The 19,903-nt window shown below is 56.1% G+C and carries 17 protein-coding genes; 10 read left to right on the forward strand and 7 right to left on the reverse strand.

Annotated features, from left to right (window positions below; translation table 11 throughout):
- Positions 1-38: 38 nt before the first annotated feature.
- Complete coding sequence (locus tag ABDK75_RS10835) at positions 39-932, reverse strand: SMP-30/gluconolactonase/LRE family protein (RefSeq protein WP_346005901.1); 894 nt, start codon at positions 930-932, stop codon at positions 39-41.
- 100 nt (positions 933-1,032) lie between these two features.
- Between ABDK75_RS10835 and ABDK75_RS10840 the strand changes: the two genes are divergently transcribed.
- Positions 1,033-1,797 carry a molybdopterin-binding protein gene (locus tag ABDK75_RS10840; protein WP_086634495.1) on the forward strand — a complete coding sequence of 255 codons (765 nt, stop codon included), beginning with the start codon at positions 1,033-1,035 and terminating at the stop codon, positions 1,795-1,797.
- A gap of 44 nt (positions 1,798-1,841) precedes the next feature.
- Here ABDK75_RS10840 and ABDK75_RS10845 read toward each other — a convergent pair whose 3' ends face one another.
- Genes ABDK75_RS10845 through ABDK75_RS10855 form a run of 3 tightly spaced genes read right to left on the reverse strand, consistent with a single transcriptional unit; the run spans position 1,842 to position 4,198 of the window.
- A complete protein-coding gene (locus tag ABDK75_RS10845; protein ID WP_086634443.1) occupies positions 1,842-2,816 on the reverse strand; it encodes an acetyl-CoA carboxylase carboxyltransferase subunit alpha in 975 nt (324 codons plus the stop codon).
- Between the two features lie 60 nt (positions 2,817-2,876).
- Positions 2,877-3,785 (reverse strand): tyrosine recombinase, encoded by a 909-nt coding sequence (locus ABDK75_RS10850; RefSeq protein WP_346005902.1) that lies wholly within the window; start codon positions 3,783-3,785, stop codon positions 2,877-2,879.
- A gap of 17 nt (positions 3,786-3,802) precedes the next feature.
- The gene (locus ABDK75_RS10855; RefSeq protein ID WP_211511623.1) at positions 3,803-4,198 is read right to left on the reverse strand and encodes a hypothetical protein; all 396 of its coding nucleotides are present in this window, start codon (positions 4,196-4,198) and stop codon (positions 3,803-3,805) included.
- Positions 4,199-4,260: 62 nt separating this feature from the next.
- On the opposite strand from ABDK75_RS10855, the gene aroB reads away from it, so the two are divergent.
- From aroB to mtnK, 8 genes are all read left to right on the forward strand, one after another.
- Complete coding sequence (gene aroB, locus ABDK75_RS10860; RefSeq protein ID WP_346005903.1) at positions 4,261-5,943, forward strand: 3-dehydroquinate synthase; 1,683 nt, start codon at positions 4,261-4,263, stop codon at positions 5,941-5,943.
- A gap of 319 nt (positions 5,944-6,262) precedes the next feature.
- Positions 6,263-7,402, forward strand: coding sequence for an OmpA family protein (locus ABDK75_RS10865; RefSeq protein WP_086634439.1), 1,140 nt, complete (start codon positions 6,263-6,265; stop codon positions 7,400-7,402).
- 145 nt (positions 7,403-7,547) lie between these two features.
- Positions 7,548-8,111 carry a GtrA family protein gene (locus tag ABDK75_RS10870; RefSeq protein ID WP_046899808.1) on the forward strand — a complete coding sequence of 188 codons (564 nt, stop codon included), beginning with the start codon at positions 7,548-7,550 and terminating at the stop codon, positions 8,109-8,111.
- An 83-nt stretch (positions 8,112-8,194) separates the two neighbouring features.
- The gene (alaS, locus tag ABDK75_RS10875) at positions 8,195-10,834 is read left to right on the forward strand and encodes an alanine--tRNA ligase (protein WP_317214818.1); all 2,640 of its coding nucleotides are present in this window, start codon (positions 8,195-8,197) and stop codon (positions 10,832-10,834) included.
- A gap of 116 nt (positions 10,835-10,950) precedes the next feature.
- On the forward strand, positions 10,951-11,634 hold the full coding sequence (locus ABDK75_RS10880; protein WP_086634437.1) for a carbonic anhydrase: 684 nt from the start codon (positions 10,951-10,953) through the stop codon (positions 11,632-11,634).
- On the forward strand, positions 11,631-12,494 hold the full coding sequence (locus ABDK75_RS10885; RefSeq protein WP_408874438.1) for an endonuclease/exonuclease/phosphatase family protein: 864 nt from the start codon (positions 11,631-11,633) through the stop codon (positions 12,492-12,494). The genes ABDK75_RS10880 and ABDK75_RS10885 overlap by 4 nt, the downstream gene beginning before the upstream one ends.
- 40 nt (positions 12,495-12,534) lie before the next feature.
- On the forward strand, positions 12,535-13,275 hold the full coding sequence (locus tag ABDK75_RS10890) for a hypothetical protein (RefSeq protein WP_346005904.1): 741 nt from the start codon (positions 12,535-12,537) through the stop codon (positions 13,273-13,275).
- On the forward strand, positions 13,275-14,465 hold the full coding sequence (gene mtnK / locus ABDK75_RS10895) for an S-methyl-5-thioribose kinase (protein WP_339405619.1): 1,191 nt from the start codon (positions 13,275-13,277) through the stop codon (positions 14,463-14,465). Before ABDK75_RS10890 ends, mtnK begins: the two co-directional genes overlap by 1 nt.
- A gap of 599 nt (positions 14,466-15,064) precedes the next feature.
- Here mtnK and ABDK75_RS10900 read toward each other — a convergent pair.
- From ABDK75_RS10900 to rpsD, 3 genes are all read right to left on the reverse strand, one after another.
- Positions 15,065-16,516, reverse strand: coding sequence for a phosphomannomutase (locus tag ABDK75_RS10900; protein ID WP_174694781.1), 1,452 nt, complete (start codon positions 16,514-16,516; stop codon positions 15,065-15,067).
- 202 nt (positions 16,517-16,718) lie between these two features.
- A complete protein-coding gene (locus tag ABDK75_RS10905; protein ID WP_099210608.1) occupies positions 16,719-18,266 on the reverse strand; it encodes a peptide chain release factor 3 in 1,548 nt (515 codons plus the stop codon).
- A gap of 118 nt (positions 18,267-18,384) precedes the next feature.
- Positions 18,385-19,002, reverse strand: coding sequence for a 30S ribosomal protein S4 (rpsD, locus tag ABDK75_RS10910; RefSeq protein WP_007282513.1), 618 nt, complete (start codon positions 19,000-19,002; stop codon positions 18,385-18,387).
- 347 nt (positions 19,003-19,349) lie between these two features.
- Between rpsD and ABDK75_RS10915 the strand changes: the two genes are divergently transcribed.
- Complete coding sequence (locus ABDK75_RS10915) at positions 19,350-19,820, forward strand: BON domain-containing protein (RefSeq protein ID WP_046899893.1); 471 nt, start codon at positions 19,350-19,352, stop codon at positions 19,818-19,820.
- Positions 19,821-19,903: the final 83 nt, after the last annotated feature.

Raw genomic sequence — 19,903 nt, forward strand, 5'->3', positions numbered from 1 at the left:
CCGGAACCGCTTTAATCATTCCGGCTGCCCGTTGGTGATCAATCGTTCAGCTGGAACTGATTCTGCGGCACACCGGCAATATCGGTACGAAACGCAAACAGCGATCCGGCCTGAGGCTCCTTGGCAAGAACATCGTCATCCAGACCTTTGCGCGCCGTTGTCACAAAGACCGTCTTGAGATCATCCCCGCCAAACGCAACCTTCGTCACGTTCGTCACGGGCATATCAATGGACGGGAGTTCTGTGCCGTCGGGACGGAAGCGCGCGACGCGGCCGCCTCCCCAGGTCCCACACCACAGATTGCCTTCGCTATCCGTGACAATTCCATCCGGATAGCCCTTCGTCAGCGCGGCAAAAACGCGCTCGTTCGAGAGATCTCCGTTTTCATCAACATCGAAGGCATAGATCGTCTGTTTCGGGCTATGGCAAACATACAGGACACGCCCACATGGCGAGACAGCCGGACCATTCGAGACAATATACCCCTCGTTATGGTGCGTGATTTCAAGACCGTCTTCCGTATGAACCACACGATAGATGGAACCAGTCGGTTCCTCTTCCCCATCATCCATCGTGCCAAACCACACACGGCCTAACGGATCCACACAACCGTCATTCAGACGATTGTCCGGGCGCTCGGGCTCAATTTCCGGACCTGCTTCAAAGTCACCGCTTTCTGGATCAAAACCATGCAGGCCATCGCGAAGGCCTGCAAGAAAAGTGCCGTTGGCAACAGGAAGCAGGAAACCCAGACGGTCCGGAGCATCCCATGTCTTGTGATCGCCTGTTTCCGGCGTAAAGCGATGAACTTTGGCGGCAATGATATCGACGAAATAAAGCGACTTTTCAGCCTCACTCCAGACGGGTCCCTCACCCAGCGTTGCACGCAGATCGAGAATACATTCAGGGAGATGGTGCTTCAGAGTGCTCATGAGTGTCCTGTTTGAAATGGGCATGGCCAGACGTCCGACCCTGCTCGACAACGCGGCACAACGCGCTACGTTTGGTCCACAGACTATCAGGACGAGACTCATGCTTCAAAAAAACGCCTGCCTGCTCGTCATAGGCAACGAAATTCTTTCCGGTCGCACTCAGGACGCCAACACACAGGTTCTGGCGCGTGCGCTGAATGCCCAGGGTATCCGGCTTCTCGAAGTCCGTGTCATTCCGGACATCGAAGACCACATCATTCGAACCGTCACAGAATGTCGGGAGCGATTCGATGTAATTTTCACATGCGGCGGCATTGGCCCTACCCATGACGACATCACGGCTGAATGTATCGCCAAAGCCATGGGCGTTCCGCTGCTACGTCACGAGCCGACATTCCAGAAGCTTGAAGCCATCATGGGAAAAGAAAAGTTCAACGCTGCCCGTCAGCGCATGGCCATGCTCCCGGAAGGCGCGACCCCCATCGAAAACGCCATTTCGGCGGCTCCCGGCTTCAGCATCGGGAATGTGCACGTCATGGCAGGGGTCCCGTCCATTTTCGCAGCTATGGTGGACTCGCTGGTGCCCCAGATGGAGAAAGGACCGCCCCTGACGTCCGTCAGCTGGCATGCCGCAGGGCTGAAAGAAGGTGACTTCGCGGATGATCTGCGCCGTTTGCAAGAACAGTTCCCGGGAATTGATCTGGGATCCTATCCATACGGCCTGACGAATGGCACGACGGGGACAGCTCTGGTCGCCAAAGGATACGATGCGTCAGCAGTTAAGAGTGCAGGCTCTCTCCTGCATGATCTGATCATGGCGCATGGACGCGATCCAATCAGCGGTGACCCGCCGCACAAAGCGTAAAAACAAAAAAAACCGCTGCTCCGGAGGGCAGCGGTTTTTTCAGACTAGTTCAGAGGACCACGGGTCATGGCCAGGAACTTTTCTCTGCGTTTCTGAACGAGAGCCGGGCCTGTCAGCTTCTGGAGTTCCAGAAGTTCTTCAGCAATGACATTGCCTACCGCGTGCACGGCATCGTCCGGAAGACGCTGCGCCCCACCGACGGGCTCAGGAATGATACGGTCGATCAGACCAAGCCCCAGCAGATCCTGAGCTGTCAGCTTCAGAGCTTCAGCAGCGGCCGGAGCCAGCTTCGGATCACGCCAGAGAATGGATGCTGCGGCCTCAGGGGAAATAACGGAGTAGATCGAGTTCTCAAGCATTAGAACACGATCGCCCGCGCCGATAGCAATCGCACCACCGGAACCACCCTCACCAATCACGGTTGCGATCAGGGGGACAGGAGCCTTGAGGCAAATATCGATTGAGCGCGCGATGGCCTCGGCCTGGCCGCGTGCTTCGGCATCGATACCCGGCCATGCTCCAGCCGTATCGATGAAGCTCAGAATCGGCAGCCCGAAACGGCCGGCCATTTCCACAAGGCGCTGTGCCTTCCGGTAACCTTCCGGGCGGGCCATGCCAAAATTATGAAGCAGACGCGTTTCCGTGTCGTGACCACGCTCCGTCCCAACCACGACAACCGGCTCACCACGGAATCGGGCAAGACCACCAATCATGGCCTTGTCGTCTCCGAAAGCACGATCTCCGGCCAGCGGCGTAAAATCTGTTGTCAGAAGACGAACATAGTCCAGAGCCTTGGGGCGCTGGGCGTGACGGGCAACCTGCACCTTCTGCAGCGGCGTAAGCTTTGCATAGGTTGCACGAAGCTGTTTGTCCGCCTTGTCAGAAAGACGGGCAACCTCGTCATCGATGTTGATGCCGCTGGTGCCGGAGTCCTTCTCCTGGCTGCCCATCTGGCGGAGTTCGTCGATTTTGGTCTCGAGTTCGGCGACCGACTTCTCGAAATCTAGGAATTGGCGCATGGCTGCCGGATAGCACGGCAACGCATCCGGAAACAGCCCCCCGGTTTTTTACGGGGCAGATCAGTCCCCAGACTGGATTTTCGCCAGCGGGTGATGCGCCGTCACGAGTTGCCTCAGACGTTCCGCCATGACCTGTGTGTAAATCTGGGTCGTCGCGATATCCGCATGCCCCAGCAGCATCTGAAGCGCCCTCAGATCCGCGCCATGGGCCAGAAGGTGGCTGGCAAAAGAATGTCTGAGCACATGAGGGCTCACACGTTCAGGGTCAATTCCCGCCTTTAGTGCGCAGGCCAGCAGAATTTTGTCGAACCCCTGCCGAGTCAATGGCTTGTCAGGATTTCTGCCTGGGAAAAGATACGGGCTTCCCAAATCCCGGTCATAGTGAACCAGAACTTCAGCAGCCTCCCGCGCACTTCGAGACAGAGGAACCAACCGCTCACGGCCGCCTTTACCTCTCACGAGAAGCATCGCCCCCTTCACCTTCACACATGTCGCGGGCAAAGACAGGAGTTCTGAAATTCGAAGGCCTGTTGTGTAAAGAAGTTCCAGAGCCGCACGGGACAGCAGATCACGCCGTTCACTGTCGTGCCTTCTGGTGCCTTCTTCCAGAAGCAGTCGAATTTCTTTCTCATCCAGAGGACGAGGAAGCGAGGAACTGACTTTCGGAGCCTGCTGGCGATCCGTCGGATCATCGGACCGAATCGATTCCAACATCAGGAATCGATAGAATTGCTTGAGACAGGACAGTCTACGCGCTGCCGTACGGGCAGCCATCCCAGCCTGTGACAGTGATGTCAGGTAACTCCTGACCTGCTCTCCCGTCGCCTGCGCCAAAGACGTTGGAGCACAATGACGGGAAAAATCCGCGAGGTCAGAGGCATAGGCCTGACGCGTTTTCAGAGCTGCGCCCCGCTCTGCCGCAAGCATTTCAAGAAATGCCTCGACATGCCGATCAACCACCTCTGACATTCGTCAGGCCTGCCTGATCAGTGCGCGGGAACGCCAGCAGGCGCCGGAACAGCAGCTCCCTGCAGAGGAGCAGGCTTGGGTGCAGGCATTGTGGGCAGCGGCGTGGAGGGCGTCAGAGCGGGAACGGCTGGAGCCACGGGTGCCACAGCAACCGGAGCCGAGACAGGCGCAGGCTGAGCAGATCCTGCGGCCGGAGCAGTCGGAACCGGCGGCATCGCCGGAAGAGCCGCAGCAGCAGAACCGGATGTAGCGAACATCGCCGCTGGCAGCTCTTTGTGAACCTGTGTCTGCTCAGGCGGGACAACCCCCATCCCCAGACGCAGGAAAAGCCCTCCCAGCACCACCACCAGAACCAGAGCACCAGCTCCAGCAATCATGGGCAAACGGGAAGAGGAACGATCAGATTGTGCCATTATGTTCAGGTCTCAAAGTGCGGGCAGGACGTGATGCCCTCTCCTATGATAGGTAGCAGAGCATGTCACCTCTGCCACCCTCACTTTCCGCCGATCCGGCGGTATCTCTTCCCGTCCCGACCTGCACTGTTGTTCTGGTTGGCATGATGGGAGCTGGAAAAACCACCGTAGGCCGCCGTCTGGCGCAGGTCTGCCGCCTGCCCTTCGTGGATGCGGATGCAGAAATCGAACGCGCCGCAGGCTGCACGATTCCGGAAATCTTTTCCCGTCACGGAGAAGCCTATTTCCGTGCGGGCGAACGCCGGGTCATCGAGCGCCTGATCAAAGGCCCTCCCTGCATTCTCGCCACGGGTGGCGGAGCATGGATGGACGCCCAGACACGCCGCCTTGTTCGCAAACATGCCGTCTCGATCTGGCTTCGCGCGCCTGTGCACGTTCTGCTTAGACGCGTTCAGGGCCGCGGCGGCAGGCCTCTGCTTGCTCAAGGTAGCCCGGAAGAAGTCATGACCCGGCTGGTGGGCGTTCGTTACCCTGTCTATGCGGAAGCAGACATCATTATTGATTGCGGAGACGAAACCGTGGAGCAAGGCGTGCAGCGCGTCCGTGAAACCCTCGCAGAATATCAACATCCACAGAAAGTTCCTGTCGCTCTGACACAGCACAGCTACGATGTTCTGGTCGGGCCGGATCTGATCTCTCGTGCGGGGGCGTGGGTTGCTCCATATCTGCGCCAGAAGAGAGTCGTGGTGATCACGGATGACACCGTGGCAGCCCTCCACCTGCCCCGTCTGCTTCTTTCCTTCCAAGAAACAGGCATTCAGGCAGACGTCATCTCTGTAGCTGGTGGCGAAGAGAGCAAATCCCTTCACTGCTATAGCGACGTAATGACGCGTCTCCTGTCACTGGGAATCGAGCGTGGCACGACAATTGTCGCTCTGGGTGGTGGTGTTGTTGGCGATCTGGCCGGTTTCGTAGCCGCAACAGCCTTGCGCGGAATCCCGTTCATCCAGATTCCCACGACTCTGCTCGCACAGGTGGATAGTTCCGTCGGTGGAAAAACCGGCATCAATTCCCCGTCCGGCAAGAATCTGATTGGCGCATTCCATCAGCCCATCATCGTTCTCGCAGACAACTCCGCACTCGCGACTCTACCGCGCAGGCAGCGGATTGCGGGTTATGCCGAAATTGTGAAGTCAGGCCTGATCGCAGATCCTGACCTGTTTGCATGGTGCGAAACCAACGGGCGATCCGTTCTTGATGGGGATCCGGCGGCTCTCGCAGAAGCCGTTCGACGTGCCTGTACTTTCAAGGCTGCAGTCGTCGCAGCAGATGAGCGCGAACAGGCAAAGCTGAATGGTCGCGCCTTGCTAAACCTCGGTCATACCTTTGGTCACGCCCTTGAGGCAGAGCTTGGCTATGATGGACGTCTCCTGCATGGCGAAGGCGTTTCCATAGGGTTGCATCTCGCGATGGCACTGTCTGTTCAGCTCGGATATGCGCCCGCTGAAGACCTTTCCCGTCTGGACGCCCATCTACGCAGCCTCGGGATGCCGGTCAGCTTTGACTGGTTCGATATTCCCTTCTCAGCGCAGATACTTCTCGATCACATGACTCGGGACAAGAAAATGCAAGACGGGAAAATTTCCTTTGTCCTCCTGCACGGTATTGGCAAAGCATTCACAAGTCGTGACGTTCCCATGGATACGGTCCGTAACTTGCTGATAAATGAAGGCTGCAAACCATAAGGACCGTTACAGTCCTTTATGGTTCGGCCTAACTTTTTGTTTTTTAACTGCATTTGAGCAGCAGAAATTCCCGGAAGAGTCTGGCGTCCCTGCAAGTGTTCAGCTATGGCAGCAGGGACGCGAGGCGTAGATCGTGAAGCGGGCGGAATGAAATGTGACTTTTTTGTCACTCCTTCCACCCGAGTAGGTCTGGAAGGCTCTGTCTGGCTTTGTCCGAGGGAACTCCCCGATCTATATGCGCTTATGCATCGCGCTGGGTCCGTTGGTTGAAGCAGTTTTTCCAACGGCTCGAAACGTTAGTCACTAAGAGGACGAAAACATGCGTCTCCGCACGGCACTCCTTGCCATGACGTCGATGGTCGCCGCACCGTCGCTCGCCATGGCCAGCACGATCACCGGCCCGTACGTCAACATCGGCGGTGGTTACAACCTGGTTCAGCAGCAGCACGGCCGCTTCTCACCAACCACACAGGCTGACGGCACGTCTAGCAACAACGCTAGCAGCTCACGCCTCCGCCACAAGGACGGCTTCACGGGCTTCGGTTCGTTCGGCTGGGGCTTCGGCAACGGTCTGCGCGTTGAAGTGGAGGGTGTGTACAACTACTCCCAGATCAACCACCGCACGCCGACGGCAGTTCGTGGCTCCACGAACGGTTCTGACCAGGCTTATGGCGGTTTCGTCAACGTCCTGTATGACATCGATCTGGCCCACTTCGGCCTGAACGTTCCTGTCACGCCGTTCGTTGGTGTTGGCGCTGGCTACCTGTGGCAGCACTACAACCCGATCACGACGAACTATGCCAATGGTTCCGTCAACCGTATCGGTGGCACGCAGGGCAGCTTCGCGTACCAGGGTATCGTCGGTGCAGCTTACGACATTCCGGGCGTTCCGGGTCTTGCTGTCACGACCGAATACCGCTTCATCGGTCAGCAGTTTGCTGACGGCCCGTACCGCTCCACGGCCTACAACGGCTCTGGCGTTCACAAGGGCAACGTGAACTTCGACCCACGCTTCTCGCACCAGTTCATTCTGGGTCTGCGTTATGCGTTCGACACGGCTCCGCCGCCGCCGCCGCCGGCTCCGGTCATCGTTCCGCCGGCTCCGACGCCAGCTCGTACGTACCTCGTGTTCTTCGACTGGGACAAGTCTGACCTGACGGGCCGCGCTCGTGAGATCGTTGCTCAGGCAGCTCAGGCTTCCACGCACGTCCAGACAACGCGCATCGAAGTTAACGGCTACACCGATAACTCCGCAGCCCACCCGGGCCCGCGCGGTGAGAAGTACAACATGGGTCTGTCCCTCCGCCGCGCACAGAGCGTTAAGGCTGAGCTGATCCGTGATGGCGTTCCAGCAGCTGCTGTGGACATCCATGGTTACGGTGAGCAGAAGCCACTGGTTCCGACCGGCCCGAACACCCGCGAGCCGCAGAACCGTCGCGTCGAAATCATCCTGAAGTAATTCAGTTTGAAAAGACGTCGGAGCCCTCGGGCTCCGGGTTTCTGGAAAAGGCGTCCTTCGGGGCGCCTTTTTCTGTTTCAGAGCCTTTGCAGCCTCAATCTGCACACGCTAGAGCAATACCCACAGCCCCTCCGGAGATGTCCACTTGCGACGCACCCGAATTTTCTATCCACGTTCACGCCCGCAGGTGATTGATCAGTTCCTTCGATTTGGCGTCGTTGGGGCATTCGGCTTCTTCGTAGACTGGGGAAGCGTAGAGGCTTTGCGGCCAGAAATTGGCCTGATCGCTGCAACCATTGCAGCCTATTTTGTTGCCGCCACCGTCAACTGGATTCTGAACCGCGCCTGGACGTTTCGAACCTCGGCGGCCGATAACCAGCATCTGATCCTTCAGTGGCTCCGGTTCCTGATCGCAAATTCCTTCGGGTTCCTTCTGAACCGCGGAGCAGTCTTCCTGCTCTACGCCTTCGTGCCCTTCACAGTGCACCACCCTGTTACGGCACTCGCGATTGGTGCGGGTTGCGGGATGATGGCCAATTTCAACCTGTCCAGGCGCCTGGTTTTCAGAGCCAAAATTCCCGAAACTCCAATGGAACTTATGCAGATGGCTGTGGAGATCCCGGCAGCAGGCCTGACCTCTCCTGACCCGGAACCTCAAATGCCTATTCCACAACCAACCATGGAACCCTTTGAGCACAAGGCCCCCTGAGGCGCACATTTCCAAGCTGCTCACAATGGTCTAGGAGTAACGCTGGTTTTTCCCGTTTTCTCCGGAATCTGACGCTTCATCCCATGACCAGCACAAACGACATCCGCTCAGCCTTCCTCGAATATTTCGGGTCGAACGGCCATCGCATTGTTCCTTCAGCGCCCCTCGTACCGCAGAACGACCCTACCCTGCTGTTTACGAACGCTGGCATGGTTCCCTTCAAGAACGTTTTTACCGGCCAGGAAACGCGCCCTTACTCCCGCGCCACAACCGCTCAGAAGGTTGTCCGCGCAGGCGGCAAGCATAACGATCTCGACAACGTCGGTTATACCGCGCGCCATCACACATTCTTCGAGATGATGGGCAACTTCAGCTTCGGTGACTATTTCAAGGCCGAAGCCATCGAGTTCGCCTGGAACCTGCTCACGAGAGACTTTGGCCTTCCCAAGGAAAAGCTTCTCGCCACGGTTTACGCTGAAGATGAAGAAGCAGCAGATCTCTGGAAAAAAGTCGCTGGCCTGAGTGATGATCGCATCATCCGGATTGGTACGTCCGACAACTTCTGGCGAATGGGCGACACCGGCCCGTGCGGTCCCTGCTCCGAAATCTTCTACGATCACGGCGACAGCGTCTTTGGTGGCCCACCGGGCAGCCCGGATGAAGACGGTGACCGTTTCGTCGAGATCTGGAACCTCGTGTTCATGCAGTTCCTGGATCAGGCCGATGGTTCCCGCGACAATCTGCCGCGTCCTTCGATTGATACCGGGATGGGCCTGGAGCGTTTCGCTGCAATCATGCAAGGCAAGCGCGACAACTACGACACAGACACGATGCGCGCGCTGATTGAGTCTTCTGCTGACGTCATGCATCAGGATGCAGACGGACAGTTCAAGTCCAGCCATCGTGTGGTGGCGGATCATCTCCGCTCTACGGCTTTCTTGATCGCGGACGGCGTTCTTCCATCCAAGGAAGGCCGAGGCTATGTGCTGCGTCGCATCATGCGTCGTGCCATGCGCCATCTGCACATCATGGGCGCCAAGGAACCAGTTTTCTATCGCCTGCTCCCGGCCCTGATCCAGCAAATGGGCGCGGCCTATCCGGAACTCGTGCAACACCAAGCTCTCATCACTGAAACGATGAAGGGTGAAGAAGAGCGCTTCACAGCCCTTCTGGAACGCGGCCTGACCCTTCTGTCCGACGAAGTCAGCAACCTTGGAGACAAGCAGGCCCTTCCGGGCGATGTTGCCTTCAAGCTGTATGACACTTTTGGCTTCCCGCTCGATCTGACGCAGGACGCCCTTCGCGAGCAGGGCCGCACTGTCGATGAATCCGGCTTCGAAACAGCCATGGCTGAACAGCGCAAGCGTGCTCGCGCTGCGTGGGTCGGTTCTGGCGATACGGCAGCCGAGACCGTCTGGTTCGACGCACGTGACAAGCATGGTCCCAGCGAATTCCTGGGCTATGTGTCAGAAAAAGCCGATGCTGAAGTGCAGGGCATTTTCCGTGGAAACGACGAACTGGCCGAAGCCCCGGCTGGCGATGACATTATTGCCATCCTGCTGAACCAGACACCGTTCTATGGCGAAAGCGGCGGTCAGGTTGGTGATCACGGCACACTCACGGCCAACGGTCTGCGGGTGCAAATCACAGACACCCAGAAGCGCAACGGCGATCTGATCGTCCACTACGGCAAGGTTGTCGAAGGCACACTGAAGCCTGGCATGGCCGTTCATGCAGAGATCGACCATGGTCGCCGTACAGCCGTCCGTGGCCATCACTCAGCAACGCATCTTCTGCATGAGGCTCTGCGTCGCCAGATCGGCACGCACGTTACTCAAAAGGGCAGCCTGAACGCCCCTGAACGCCTACGCTTCGACATCAGCCAGCCTCGCCCACTGACGGACGCAGAACTTCAGGCTGTTGAAGCCGAAGTCAACGCCCGTATCCGTGAAAATGCGCCTGTCGAAACGCGCCTCATGACGCAGGAGCAGGCTGTTGCCGAGGGTGCAATGGCGCTCTTCGGTGAAAAATACGGCGACGAAGTCCGCGTTGTTTCCATGGGCGTCGGAGAGGAAGGCCGTCCCGCCTACTCCATCGAACTTTGTGGTGGCACGCATGTTGGTCGCGTGGGAGAAATCGGCCCGTTCCGGATCGTGTCAGAAAGCGGTGTGTCTGCGGGCGTTCGGCGCATTGAAGCTGTCTGCGGAATTGCCGCAGAAAATCTGGCACTTGAAACTGAAAGCCGCCTGAAACAGATCGCCGATCTTCTGAAGGTTCCGGTTTCTGATGCCGTCACGCGGGTCTCGGCTCTGCTGGAAGAGCGTAAATCGCTCAACAGCCAGATTTCAGAATTGCAGCGGAAACTGGCCACAGGCGAAGGTACGGCTGCAACCGAAACCATCAACGGCATCACACTTTCAGCCCGCAATCTGGGAGACGTCAGCCCCAAGGAACTCAAAAGCCTGGCGGACAGCATCTCCAAGCAGATCGAATCTGGCGTTGTTGCTCTTATTTCAGAAGCCGATGGCCGGGGCAGCATCGTGATTTCCGTCACACCAGATCTCAAAGACCGACTGAATGCTGTCACGCTTGTCCGTGCAGCATCTGAAGTCATGGGAGGAAAAGGTGGCGGCGGACGGCCAGATATGGCGCAGGCCGGTGGCCCCAATGCAAATGCAGATGAAGTCTTTGCAAAGCTGCGCGAGCACCTTGCTGCGTCATAAACCGTAACGACAACAGATGTCAGGGCAGTAACAAATCATGAGACTACCGTTTTACTGCTTTACCTGCCCTGACAAAGCCTCCTAACTGCTCACTAGTTTATAAAAAGGAGAACACCATGGCCTGTGGTCGTGATACTCTGGCAAAACTGCTGAGCGGTGTCCGTACATTCGAGACGGACGTCTATCCTGACAGTGCGGAGCTTTTTGAGAGCCTGGCGTCCAGCCAGTCTCCTTCCACGCTGTTCATCACCTGCGCCGACAGTCGGATCAGCCCGAGCCTCATCACCCAGACTGAACCGGGTGAGCTGTTCATTGTCCGGAATGTTGGCAACATCGTGCCGGCTTACGGTGAGATGCTGGGTGGCGTTTCTTCTGCCATCGAGTACGCCGTTGCGGCACTCAAGGTAAAGAATGTCGTCATCTGCGGCCATTCCAACTGTGGCGCCATGAACGCCCTGCTGGACCTGAACGCACCGAAGCTGGACGCTCTTCCGACTGTTCGCAGCTGGCTGCGCAACGCAGAAGCAGCACGTGCAGCTATGGGTGATCTGAAGGCAGACGATGCCGGCCCGGCAGACATCCGCCAGCTGGCAGAATACAACGTCCTGCTTCAGCTTGCTCACCTGAGAACCCATCCCGCGGTCGTTCGCGCCCTCTCTCAGGGCACACTGACCCTGCAGGGCTGGTTCTACGACATTCCGAAGGGTGAAATTCTCATTCTGGATGAAAAAACCCGCACGACCCGCTCCATCGAAAGCGTTCTTTCGGAAATGGGCGCAACACAGAAAGAAGCCGTCTGAGGTTTCTTGCCACACTAACCCTCGCCGCATGTTTTCTATGCGGCGAGGCTTTTCCAGCCCAAGCCAGAGACATCAAGCTCTCAACCTGGAATCTGGACTGGCTCTCCCTTCGCCAGACGGGAGAGCCAGCACTCCCCGACGATGTTCATGGTCGTAAACCCCGAGACTTCATTCGGCTGCATCAATACGCGACCCACCTGAACGCAGATCTCATTGCCTTTCAGGAAGTGGATGGCCCCGAACCTGCAGCGCAGGTCTTCGATCCCCAAACCTACAAGATCATTCTGTCCAACGCGCCCGTTATCCAGCGTGTCGGCCTAGCTGTCAGACGCCCGCTGAGCGTAACGGTGAATGAAGAACTCTCAGCCTTGGATGTTACCGCTCCCGATGCGCCCCATCACCTGAGAACCGGCCTTGATGTCACGGTGTCAGACGGAAAAAGCCATCTCCGTATTCTAGTTGTGCATCTGAAAACCGGCTGCTGGGATCAGCCTCTCACTCAACGCAAACATTCCTGCCCGACCCTGTATCAACAGTTCCAGATCCTGGAAGACTGGATTGCAGAGCGTCAGGACGAAGGAGAGTCCTATGCGGTTCTCGGTGACTTCAACCGCCGCCTGACCATGCATGACCCGCTCATGCAGCAGATTGAGCATGATGCGCCCGTTCTTCTCACCACAGCAGGCAAAGCCAGCCCCTGCTGGAATGGAGAATACTTCATCGACCACATCCTCCTTGGTAACGAAGCCCGCAGTTGGCTCGTCCCAGAGAGTCTGCGGGTTATGACCTATCAAAACGATAGTGCGCCGGAAGGATTGTCTGACCACTGCCCCGTTTCGGTGCGCCTGCACCTACCTTGACCGAAGCAGCATCGGGGAAAGTGTTTTCCAGAACGGAATTATGCCTCATGAAGGCATGTGCTTCCCGCTTCTGGTTCAAGGTTCCAACATGTCGCAGTCTCTATCCTGGCCCATCACGCCACTTCAGCCAGATGTTCAGGTGTCGGCTGACCGCCCTCTCCCTCCCCTGACGACTGAGCAGGAAGAGGCTGTCTCGCGCGTCTGGGCCAAGGCACTTTCGACTTATCCCAACCTCTACAATGGCCGCGTCTTCTGTGCCGATGAAATCACTCCAGCCCGCATTCACGGCCACTGGTCCGAATACCGTCGCGTTCTTGCACAGATGAAAGAACCAGACGTTTATGGAGCGCACATCCTGCGCCCACTGGCCGTTGTGGGGTTGATGTTTACGCAAGACGGCATTGTCATTGGCAGACGCGCAGAGACTTCGATCTATCTTCCTGGATATTGGCAGGGCGCTCCAGCAGGAAATGTTGAAAGCCGCGCACAGGAAAGCACCATAGATCTCGCCGCGCAGCTTCTGGCGGAATGTGAAGAAGAACTTGGACTCGTCACAGCGGAATGCAGGGTTGGACCGTCCCTTTTGGCCTGCGAGCATCCCTCATCCCATATCGTGGATATCGGGATGCGCATTGACGTCTCCCTGACTTTTGAGGACCTTCAGACGCGATGCCGCGAGCAGGGCAACGCCGAATATGGCGCACTGCACCTGATCCGCCCAGATCACACACCTGAAGGCCCAATGGTCCCGACCCTGGCCGCTCTGCTGGAACTGTCCTGATGCCGTATTTCACTCTCGATACTTCCAGCCTTCGACACTGGCTGACAGAGCATGCCGATCTTGCATCCCGCCTTGGTGGAAACCCGGCAGACTGGACGATCCGCGAGGTCAGCGACGGTAATCTGAACACGGTTTTTATTGTGGCCGGTCCGGATGGGCAGCTTTGCTGCAAGCAGGCTCTGCCTCATGTTCGCGTGGCACCAGAATGGCCCATGCCTCTGCAACGTGCGCTGTATGAAGCCCGTTATATGCGCGCAACGGCAGACGCTGTTCGCCCAGCCGCGCCAGAGCTGTATTTCTATGATGATGAGATGTTCCTGCTCGTCATGGAGTGCCTGACGCCACATGAGGTCCTGCGCTCTGCACTGATCCACGATGATGCACAGCCGGGCTTTTCGACCAGTATCGGCCAGTATGTCGCTCGTAGCGTACACGCGACGAGCTGGATCAGCCGCCCCTTTGAAGTCGGCTCGAAACTTCTTGAGGAGTTCTCGGGCAACACGGCACTCACCCGTATTACCGTCGACCTGATACTCACCGATCCGTTTCGTCCCTGCTCCCGCAACCCGGAACCGGAGGCGGCTCTTCTGCCGGATGTGACAGCCCTGCAAGGAAATAAGCCTCTTCACCGCGCAGTCGGGGTGCTTCAGGATCGTTTCCTGACGGCACGACAGGCCCTTCTACATGGAGACCTTCACACAGGCTCCATCATGCTGCATCGCAATGATGTTCGTGTAATTGACGGCGAGTTTGCCACAATGGGGCCAATCGGCTTCGACTGTGGACTTTATTTGGGCAATCTGGCCCTTCACGCCTGCGCAGCGCCCCACAAGCAGGATTTCATTAGAACCGAGATCATTGCCTTCTGGAGCAGCTTTACAAACGAACTCCGCGCCCTGCTGAAAACGGACGGAGGAGACGTGTGGGCGCTATCAGACGAAACGCAGCGCGAAGAACTGCTCGAAAATTTCTTGACGAGCATCCTTCAGGACACGGCAGGTTTCTGTGGTCTTGAAATGATCCGTCGAACTATCGGTTTTGCCCAGGTTGCAGATTATACACTCTGCCCAACCCCAGAAAATCGCACGCAGGCACGCCGCAAAGCTCTCCAGACAGGCCAGCATCTCATCCTTGACGCGTCCACCGTCCAGAACCTGAGCGACGTTCTCGCCTTACTGCCACTCGTTTGAGATCATGACTAACAGTCGATCTAGATAGTCCGATTTTTTTGTCTCTGCCTCGGAGTCTGTTCGCATCCATTTCTGATGCTTAAATTACGGGACAGAGTGAAAGAACCGATGCCAAGCCGATCTATCTGTTTCGCAAACTCCCACCAGAGGCGCCCGTACTCAAGGTCTTTTCAAATTGCTTTGATGAACTTTAAGAAATGCAGCCTTACTTAAGATGGCAGGCCAGAATATGGGATTTTACTCAGGCTGCCTCCAAGCAGAAGAAATATTGACCGTGGAAAATTAAAGATGATCAGACTAAATACATCCAAGTACAGAATTGTAGAATCTAAGAATTCAGACAAATCACCTCTTACTAGCAGCCAAAAATATCCAGATTTTCAATACAAAAAAGTCTATTACCTTGGGACGCGTAGCGTTTCTTTGCCTATCATAGGTCAAAGATGACAACTGAACTGGTTATATCATCCACATAAAACTCGTAGCGATTGCTATTTATCAAACGAAATCAACGCAACAGCCTGAGGACAAAACCGTTCATACAATTTTTCAGGAAACACCCGTCAAAATCGCTGCTGCACCTACTATTACCACCGATTTCAAGCTAGCCACTTGGCGACACTATCCAAGCCTTGAGTCAGCAGCTTTTCGGCTCGCTCCTGAGTATCTGCCTCCACATACATGCGCAACTCCGGGGCATTGCCCGACGGACGTAGGTGGATGATGTCACCATGCTTGAAGATCATACGTATGCCATCCGTTTCATTTACATGTGCTACAGGACCGCAGGCAGCTACAAACCCCAGCGCTTCGGCTACACCGGGAACATCGTCACGAAGTATCTGAAGCTGTGCTTTACTGCGTTCCGTAGATATCTCTTTCAAACGGTCACTGACAGTAAAGCGAGACGGAAGAATAAGGAGAAGTTCTTCAAGCCCTCCCCGATATTTCTGCGCCATAATCAACGCACAAATCATCGGAAGAACAGCATCCCGCGTTGGAAGTGACCGAAGTATTTTCCCATCTCGCATAATATCGCTGACTAACAGGAAACCACCATTAGCCTCATACCCCATGGACGGAATAACGCCTTCTGCCACAGCATCCATCATAGCTGAGACAACAAATGGCGAACCAATACGCGTCCTTCGAACAGAGGGTACAAATCCTGACGCTTCAAGCGCCGTATTGCTACTAACTGGTGTCGAGACTGCAGCAGCTCCTAACTTCTGTGCGGCCAAGATGCCCAAGACGTCGCCACGGATCCAGCGCCCCCTCTGATCGGCCAGAAGAGGGCGATCAGAGTCGCCATCTGTGGTAAGGATGGCATCGTATAGGCCTTCTTGACCCCAACCACGTGCCAGATTGACGTCTTCTGGCCGCACGGCCTCCGTATCCACCGACACGAAGACATCAGAACGTGCCAAAGGCACCGCTTTTCCGCCCAAAGCTTCAACAACACTTACAAGAACGTCGCGACCTACAGCGGAATGTTGGTAAATTCCCAATGTTAAGCCATTCAGCGAGTCAGCACCAAAAAAGTGGCGATATCGCTCTATGTAGTCCGTTACAACGTCTGTGACGGCAGGCAATGCAACATCTATTTTAAGCGCACCTTGAGCATCAAACCATCCCTCTGGCAGGACAACATCCTGCGCCCGCATGATAGCTTCGTCGCTCTTCAAAAACTCGCCAGAAATACGATTGAATTTGATCCCATTACGATTATCAGGAATGTGACTTCCAGTGACCATAAGCGAGGGAATACCGCGGGAAAATGCATAAAAACTCAGAGCAGGTGTTGGTACGAAACCACAAAATACTGGCTGCCCCTTCATCCATGTAATGGCCGCAGCACAAGCACGCAGAATACGTGGCGTGCTGGGACGAAGATCTCCCGCAATAGCAACAGATGCCTTAGGGGAGAATTCACCCAACGCTTCCAAGTGCTTTAGATACCCGACAGTATACGCGAAACACACAGCATCCGTCATAGCGGAAACGAGACCACGGGCCCCGCTGGTTCCGAATTCAACACCGGAATTTACCATCCACTCTGAAATTTTCATGTCTATCACTGCCTCCACTTTAATAAATTAATACAATATTTCGTGATATTGAGAATATTTATTATATTCCACGAAATCATACTCTACTTATATCTAATTTACTCAAAGATGATTTTTTTATTTCTGGAATCCATTCTGAAAATTAAAAACCTCGCTCACTGAGATAGTGAGCGAGGTTTAAAAATCAGACCGAAGCCAGACCGATCTGCTTGATATCGTGGAACGCCAGGTCAGGGTTCATTTCGATAGTCCGGCGCATCATGAAGGACGAACTGGCAAGGAAAACCGGATCTCCATCCAGATCATCGGCCATAGATGAGCGGTTCACCATCATGAACGCCTCGATCTTCTCGCGACTTCCCGTAATCCAGCGTGCCAACGTGAAGGGTGTGTTTTCGAACCCGATAGACACGCTGTATTCACCTTTCAGGCGAGACTGAAGCACGTCCAACTGGAGCGTTCCCACCACGCCAACAATCGGCGGCAAGCCATCCTGCGGACGGAAAAGCTGCACAACGCCCTCCTCGGCCAACTCTACCAGAGCCTGACGCAGCTTCTTGGCTTTCATGGCATCATCGAGACGAACACGACGCAGAATTTCAGGCGCGAAGTGTGGCACACCTGTGAAACGAAGTTCTTCACTTTCACTCAGTGTATCGCCAATACGGAGCGTCCCGTGATTGGGAATGCCAACCACGTCCCCACCAAAAGCTTCCTCAGCCAACTGACGATCACGCGCGAAGAAGAACTGCGGCGTATGAAGGGCAAACTGCTTGCCAGTCCGCACATGCTTCAGGCGCATACCGCGCGTCAAACGCCCCGAACACACACGGGCAAAAGCCATGCGGTCACGGTGGTTCGGGTCCATGTTGGCCTGAATTTTGAAAATCAGCGCCGTTACCTGTTGTTCGCTGGCCTGAACTTCACGGGTTTCCGTCGGTTGGGCACGCGGAGCCGGGCCGTAAGCGACAAGGGCATCCAGAAGATCGGTCACACCGATTTCTTTCATGGCCGAACCAAAGAACACCGGAGACAAATGCCCGGCATCAAAGGACTCACGGTCGAATTCAGGTAGAGCGGCTTCTACCAGTTCCAGATCTTCCCGGAGCTGCACCATCCGCGGATCAGTCTCATCAACCGCATCCTTGGTGTGAACTTCACGCGTGCGGATATCAAACGTGCCGATAAACGTCGCGGCGCGGCCGATCGGCCACGTAGCAGGCGAGACGTCCAAAGCAAGAGAGTTGGAAATTTCGTCCAGCAGCGCAAAGCAATCCTGTGCTTCACGATCCATCTTGTTGATGAACGTGATGATCGGAATGTCGCGTAAGCGGCAGATTTCGAAGAGCTTGCGCGTCCGGTCTTCGATACCCTTCGCTGCGTCGATCACCATGACCGCACAGTCCACAGCCGTCAGGGTACGATAGGTGTCTTCGGAGAAGTCTTCATGGCCCGGTGTATCAAGCAGGTTGAAAACACATCCACCGTATTCAAACGTCATGACGGACGTCACAACCGAAATGCCACGATCGCGCTCAATACCCATCCAGTCAGACTTGGTACGGCGGCGCTCACCTTTGGCACGCACGTTTCCGGCAAGCTGAATGGCACCACCAGCCCGAAGAATACGCTCGGTCAGGGTCGTCTTACCGGCATCCGGATGGGAGATGATGGCGAAAGTCCGCCGACGGGCGATCTCGCGGTTGATTTCGGCGCTGAGAGCTTCGGACATGGAGACTCCGGGAGAGACTGGAAGCCGGGGGCTTTAAAATGAGAAACGCCGGACGGGATGACCCGCCCGGCGTTTTCCGGTCGCTTGCTGATCCAGGTCCGAAGACCCGGGATCGGAATTAGCGGGAGTAGAACTCGACGACCAGGTTCGGTTCCATCTGCACCGGATACGGCACGTCAGAGAGAACCGGCGTACGCAGGAACGTACCCTTCATCTGGCGATGATCGACTTCAACGTATTCCGGCGTGTCGCGCTCGCCCGTCTGCACGGAGTCAAGAACGATGGCGAGGTGCTTGGACTTCTCGCGCACTTCGATGACGTCGCCTTCCTTCACGAGGTAGGACGGAATGTTCACCTTCTTGCCGTTGACCGTAACGTGGCCATGGCTGATGAACTGACGTGCTGCGAACGGCGTGATCGCGAACTTCAGACGGTACACAACGGCGTCCAGACGACGCTCCAGCAGACCGATCAGGTTCTCGGAGGTATCACCCTTACGACGGACGGCTTCGTCGTAGTACTTGCGGAACTGCTTCTCGCTGATGTTGCCGTAGTAGCCCTTGAGCTTCTGCTTGGCCATCAGCTGGATGGAGAAGTCAGAAGGCTTCTGCTTACGACGCTGACCATGCTGACCCGGACCGTATTCACGACGGTTCACAGGGGACTTTGCACGGCCCCAAAGGTTTACGCCGAGACGGCGATTGATCTTGTACTTGCTCTCAAGACGCTTTGACATGGGTTAACCCCTGTTCATACATCAGGCCCGCCCCATGCTGCATGGCGAGCCGTTTTGTTGCACCGGTAGGCCTCTCCCCGAATTGGGAAAGACGGGCGCGCACCCAAAAACCGGAGCCTGCGGGGTACAGAAACCCGCTTTATTGGTCCGGCCGGTACGTCCACGTTTCCGGCAGTGGACCCGCGCCTAACAGGTCTCGCTCTGTCATGTCAATGAAAGGACGAGTCTGACCCTTGTTATTTTCTCACATCGGAGGCCTATAAAGCGCGCAACCCTTCCCTGGGGATTTGCGCTAACGGTCTGGTACTCCCCATGAATCCGGGAGCCATGTCTTTTTGAGTTTGCCCATGAAAATCTATCGCTTCAATCCCAAGGCTGGCCGCATCGCTGAGGGTTCCCTCGAAGGGCTGATCCAGTCTCTGGATTCACCGCCCCCGCCCAAGCCAGGCGAGAGCGCCATCAAGCGCGCCTTCAAGAGATTCGGTCTCGCGCAGATGCATATGTCGCATCTCGTGATTGATGACCGCACGATCTATCTGCGCGGCAAGGCCGATTCCGCCAAAGCGCGTGACCAGATGATCCTCACGGCGGGTAACGTCGCTGGCGTGGCTGCTGTGGAAGCGGAAATCCAGGTTCCCCCCGGCACACCTGATCCGAAGTTCCTTGAAATCAAGACAAGCCATAACCTTGATGAGGTCGCCGAGAAGCTGCCGGAAGATATTTCTGGCGATGAGCTTCTTGATGCAAATCAACCGCTTGTCACAAGCAAGGATGACATTTATCCGGGTCAGACAATTCGCCTGCCAACGGAGAATTGAACTGACCTGCCCGGACACTTCCACGTGAGTGTGTTCGGGTAGCTTTTCAGGGTCCGGATGGTAGGCGGGTTTTCCCCTTATTC

This window comes from Gluconobacter sp. OJA (assembly GCF_039638325.1).
GTDB classification, from domain to species: Bacteria; Pseudomonadota; Alphaproteobacteria; order Acetobacterales; family Acetobacteraceae; genus Gluconobacter; species Gluconobacter cerinus.

Excerpts from the sequence above, each read along its gene's own strand:
- ABDK75_RS10835 (WP_346005901.1), bottom strand. The coding sequence starts at position 932 with ATGAGCACTCTGAAGCACCATCTCCCTGAATGTATTCTCGATCTGCGT.
- ABDK75_RS10840 (WP_086634495.1), top strand. The coding sequence starts at position 1,033 with ATGCTTCAAAAAAACGCCTGCCTGCTCGTCATAGGCAACGAAATTCTT.
- ABDK75_RS10845 (WP_086634443.1), bottom strand. The coding sequence starts at position 2,816 with ATGCGCCAATTCCTAGATTTCGAGAAGTCGGTCGCCGAACTCGAGACC.
- ABDK75_RS10850 (WP_346005902.1), bottom strand. The coding sequence starts at position 3,785 with ATGTCAGAGGTGGTTGATCGGCATGTCGAGGCATTTCTTGAAATGCTT.
- ABDK75_RS10855 (WP_211511623.1), bottom strand. The coding sequence starts at position 4,198 with ATGGCACAATCTGATCGTTCCTCTTCCCGTTTGCCCATGATTGCTGGA.
- aroB (WP_346005903.1), top strand. The coding sequence starts at position 4,261 with ATGTCACCTCTGCCACCCTCACTTTCCGCCGATCCGGCGGTATCTCTT.
- ABDK75_RS10865 (WP_086634439.1), top strand. The coding sequence starts at position 6,263 with ATGCGTCTCCGCACGGCACTCCTTGCCATGACGTCGATGGTCGCCGCA.
- alaS (WP_317214818.1), top strand. The coding sequence starts at position 8,195 with ATGACCAGCACAAACGACATCCGCTCAGCCTTCCTCGAATATTTCGGG.
- ABDK75_RS10880 (WP_086634437.1), top strand. The coding sequence starts at position 10,951 with ATGGCCTGTGGTCGTGATACTCTGGCAAAACTGCTGAGCGGTGTCCGT.
- ABDK75_RS10890 (WP_346005904.1), top strand. The coding sequence starts at position 12,535 with ATGCCTCATGAAGGCATGTGCTTCCCGCTTCTGGTTCAAGGTTCCAAC.
- mtnK (WP_339405619.1), top strand. The coding sequence starts at position 13,275 with ATGCCGTATTTCACTCTCGATACTTCCAGCCTTCGACACTGGCTGACA.
- ABDK75_RS10900 (WP_174694781.1), bottom strand. The coding sequence starts at position 16,516 with ATGGTAAATTCCGGTGTTGAATTCGGAACCAGCGGGGCCCGTGGTCTC.
- ABDK75_RS10905 (WP_099210608.1), bottom strand. The coding sequence starts at position 18,266 with ATGTCCGAAGCTCTCAGCGCCGAAATCAACCGCGAGATCGCCCGTCGG.
- rpsD (WP_007282513.1), bottom strand. The coding sequence starts at position 19,002 with ATGTCAAAGCGTCTTGAGAGCAAGTACAAGATCAATCGCCGTCTCGGC.
- ABDK75_RS10915 (WP_046899893.1), top strand. The coding sequence starts at position 19,350 with ATGAAAATCTATCGCTTCAATCCCAAGGCTGGCCGCATCGCTGAGGGT.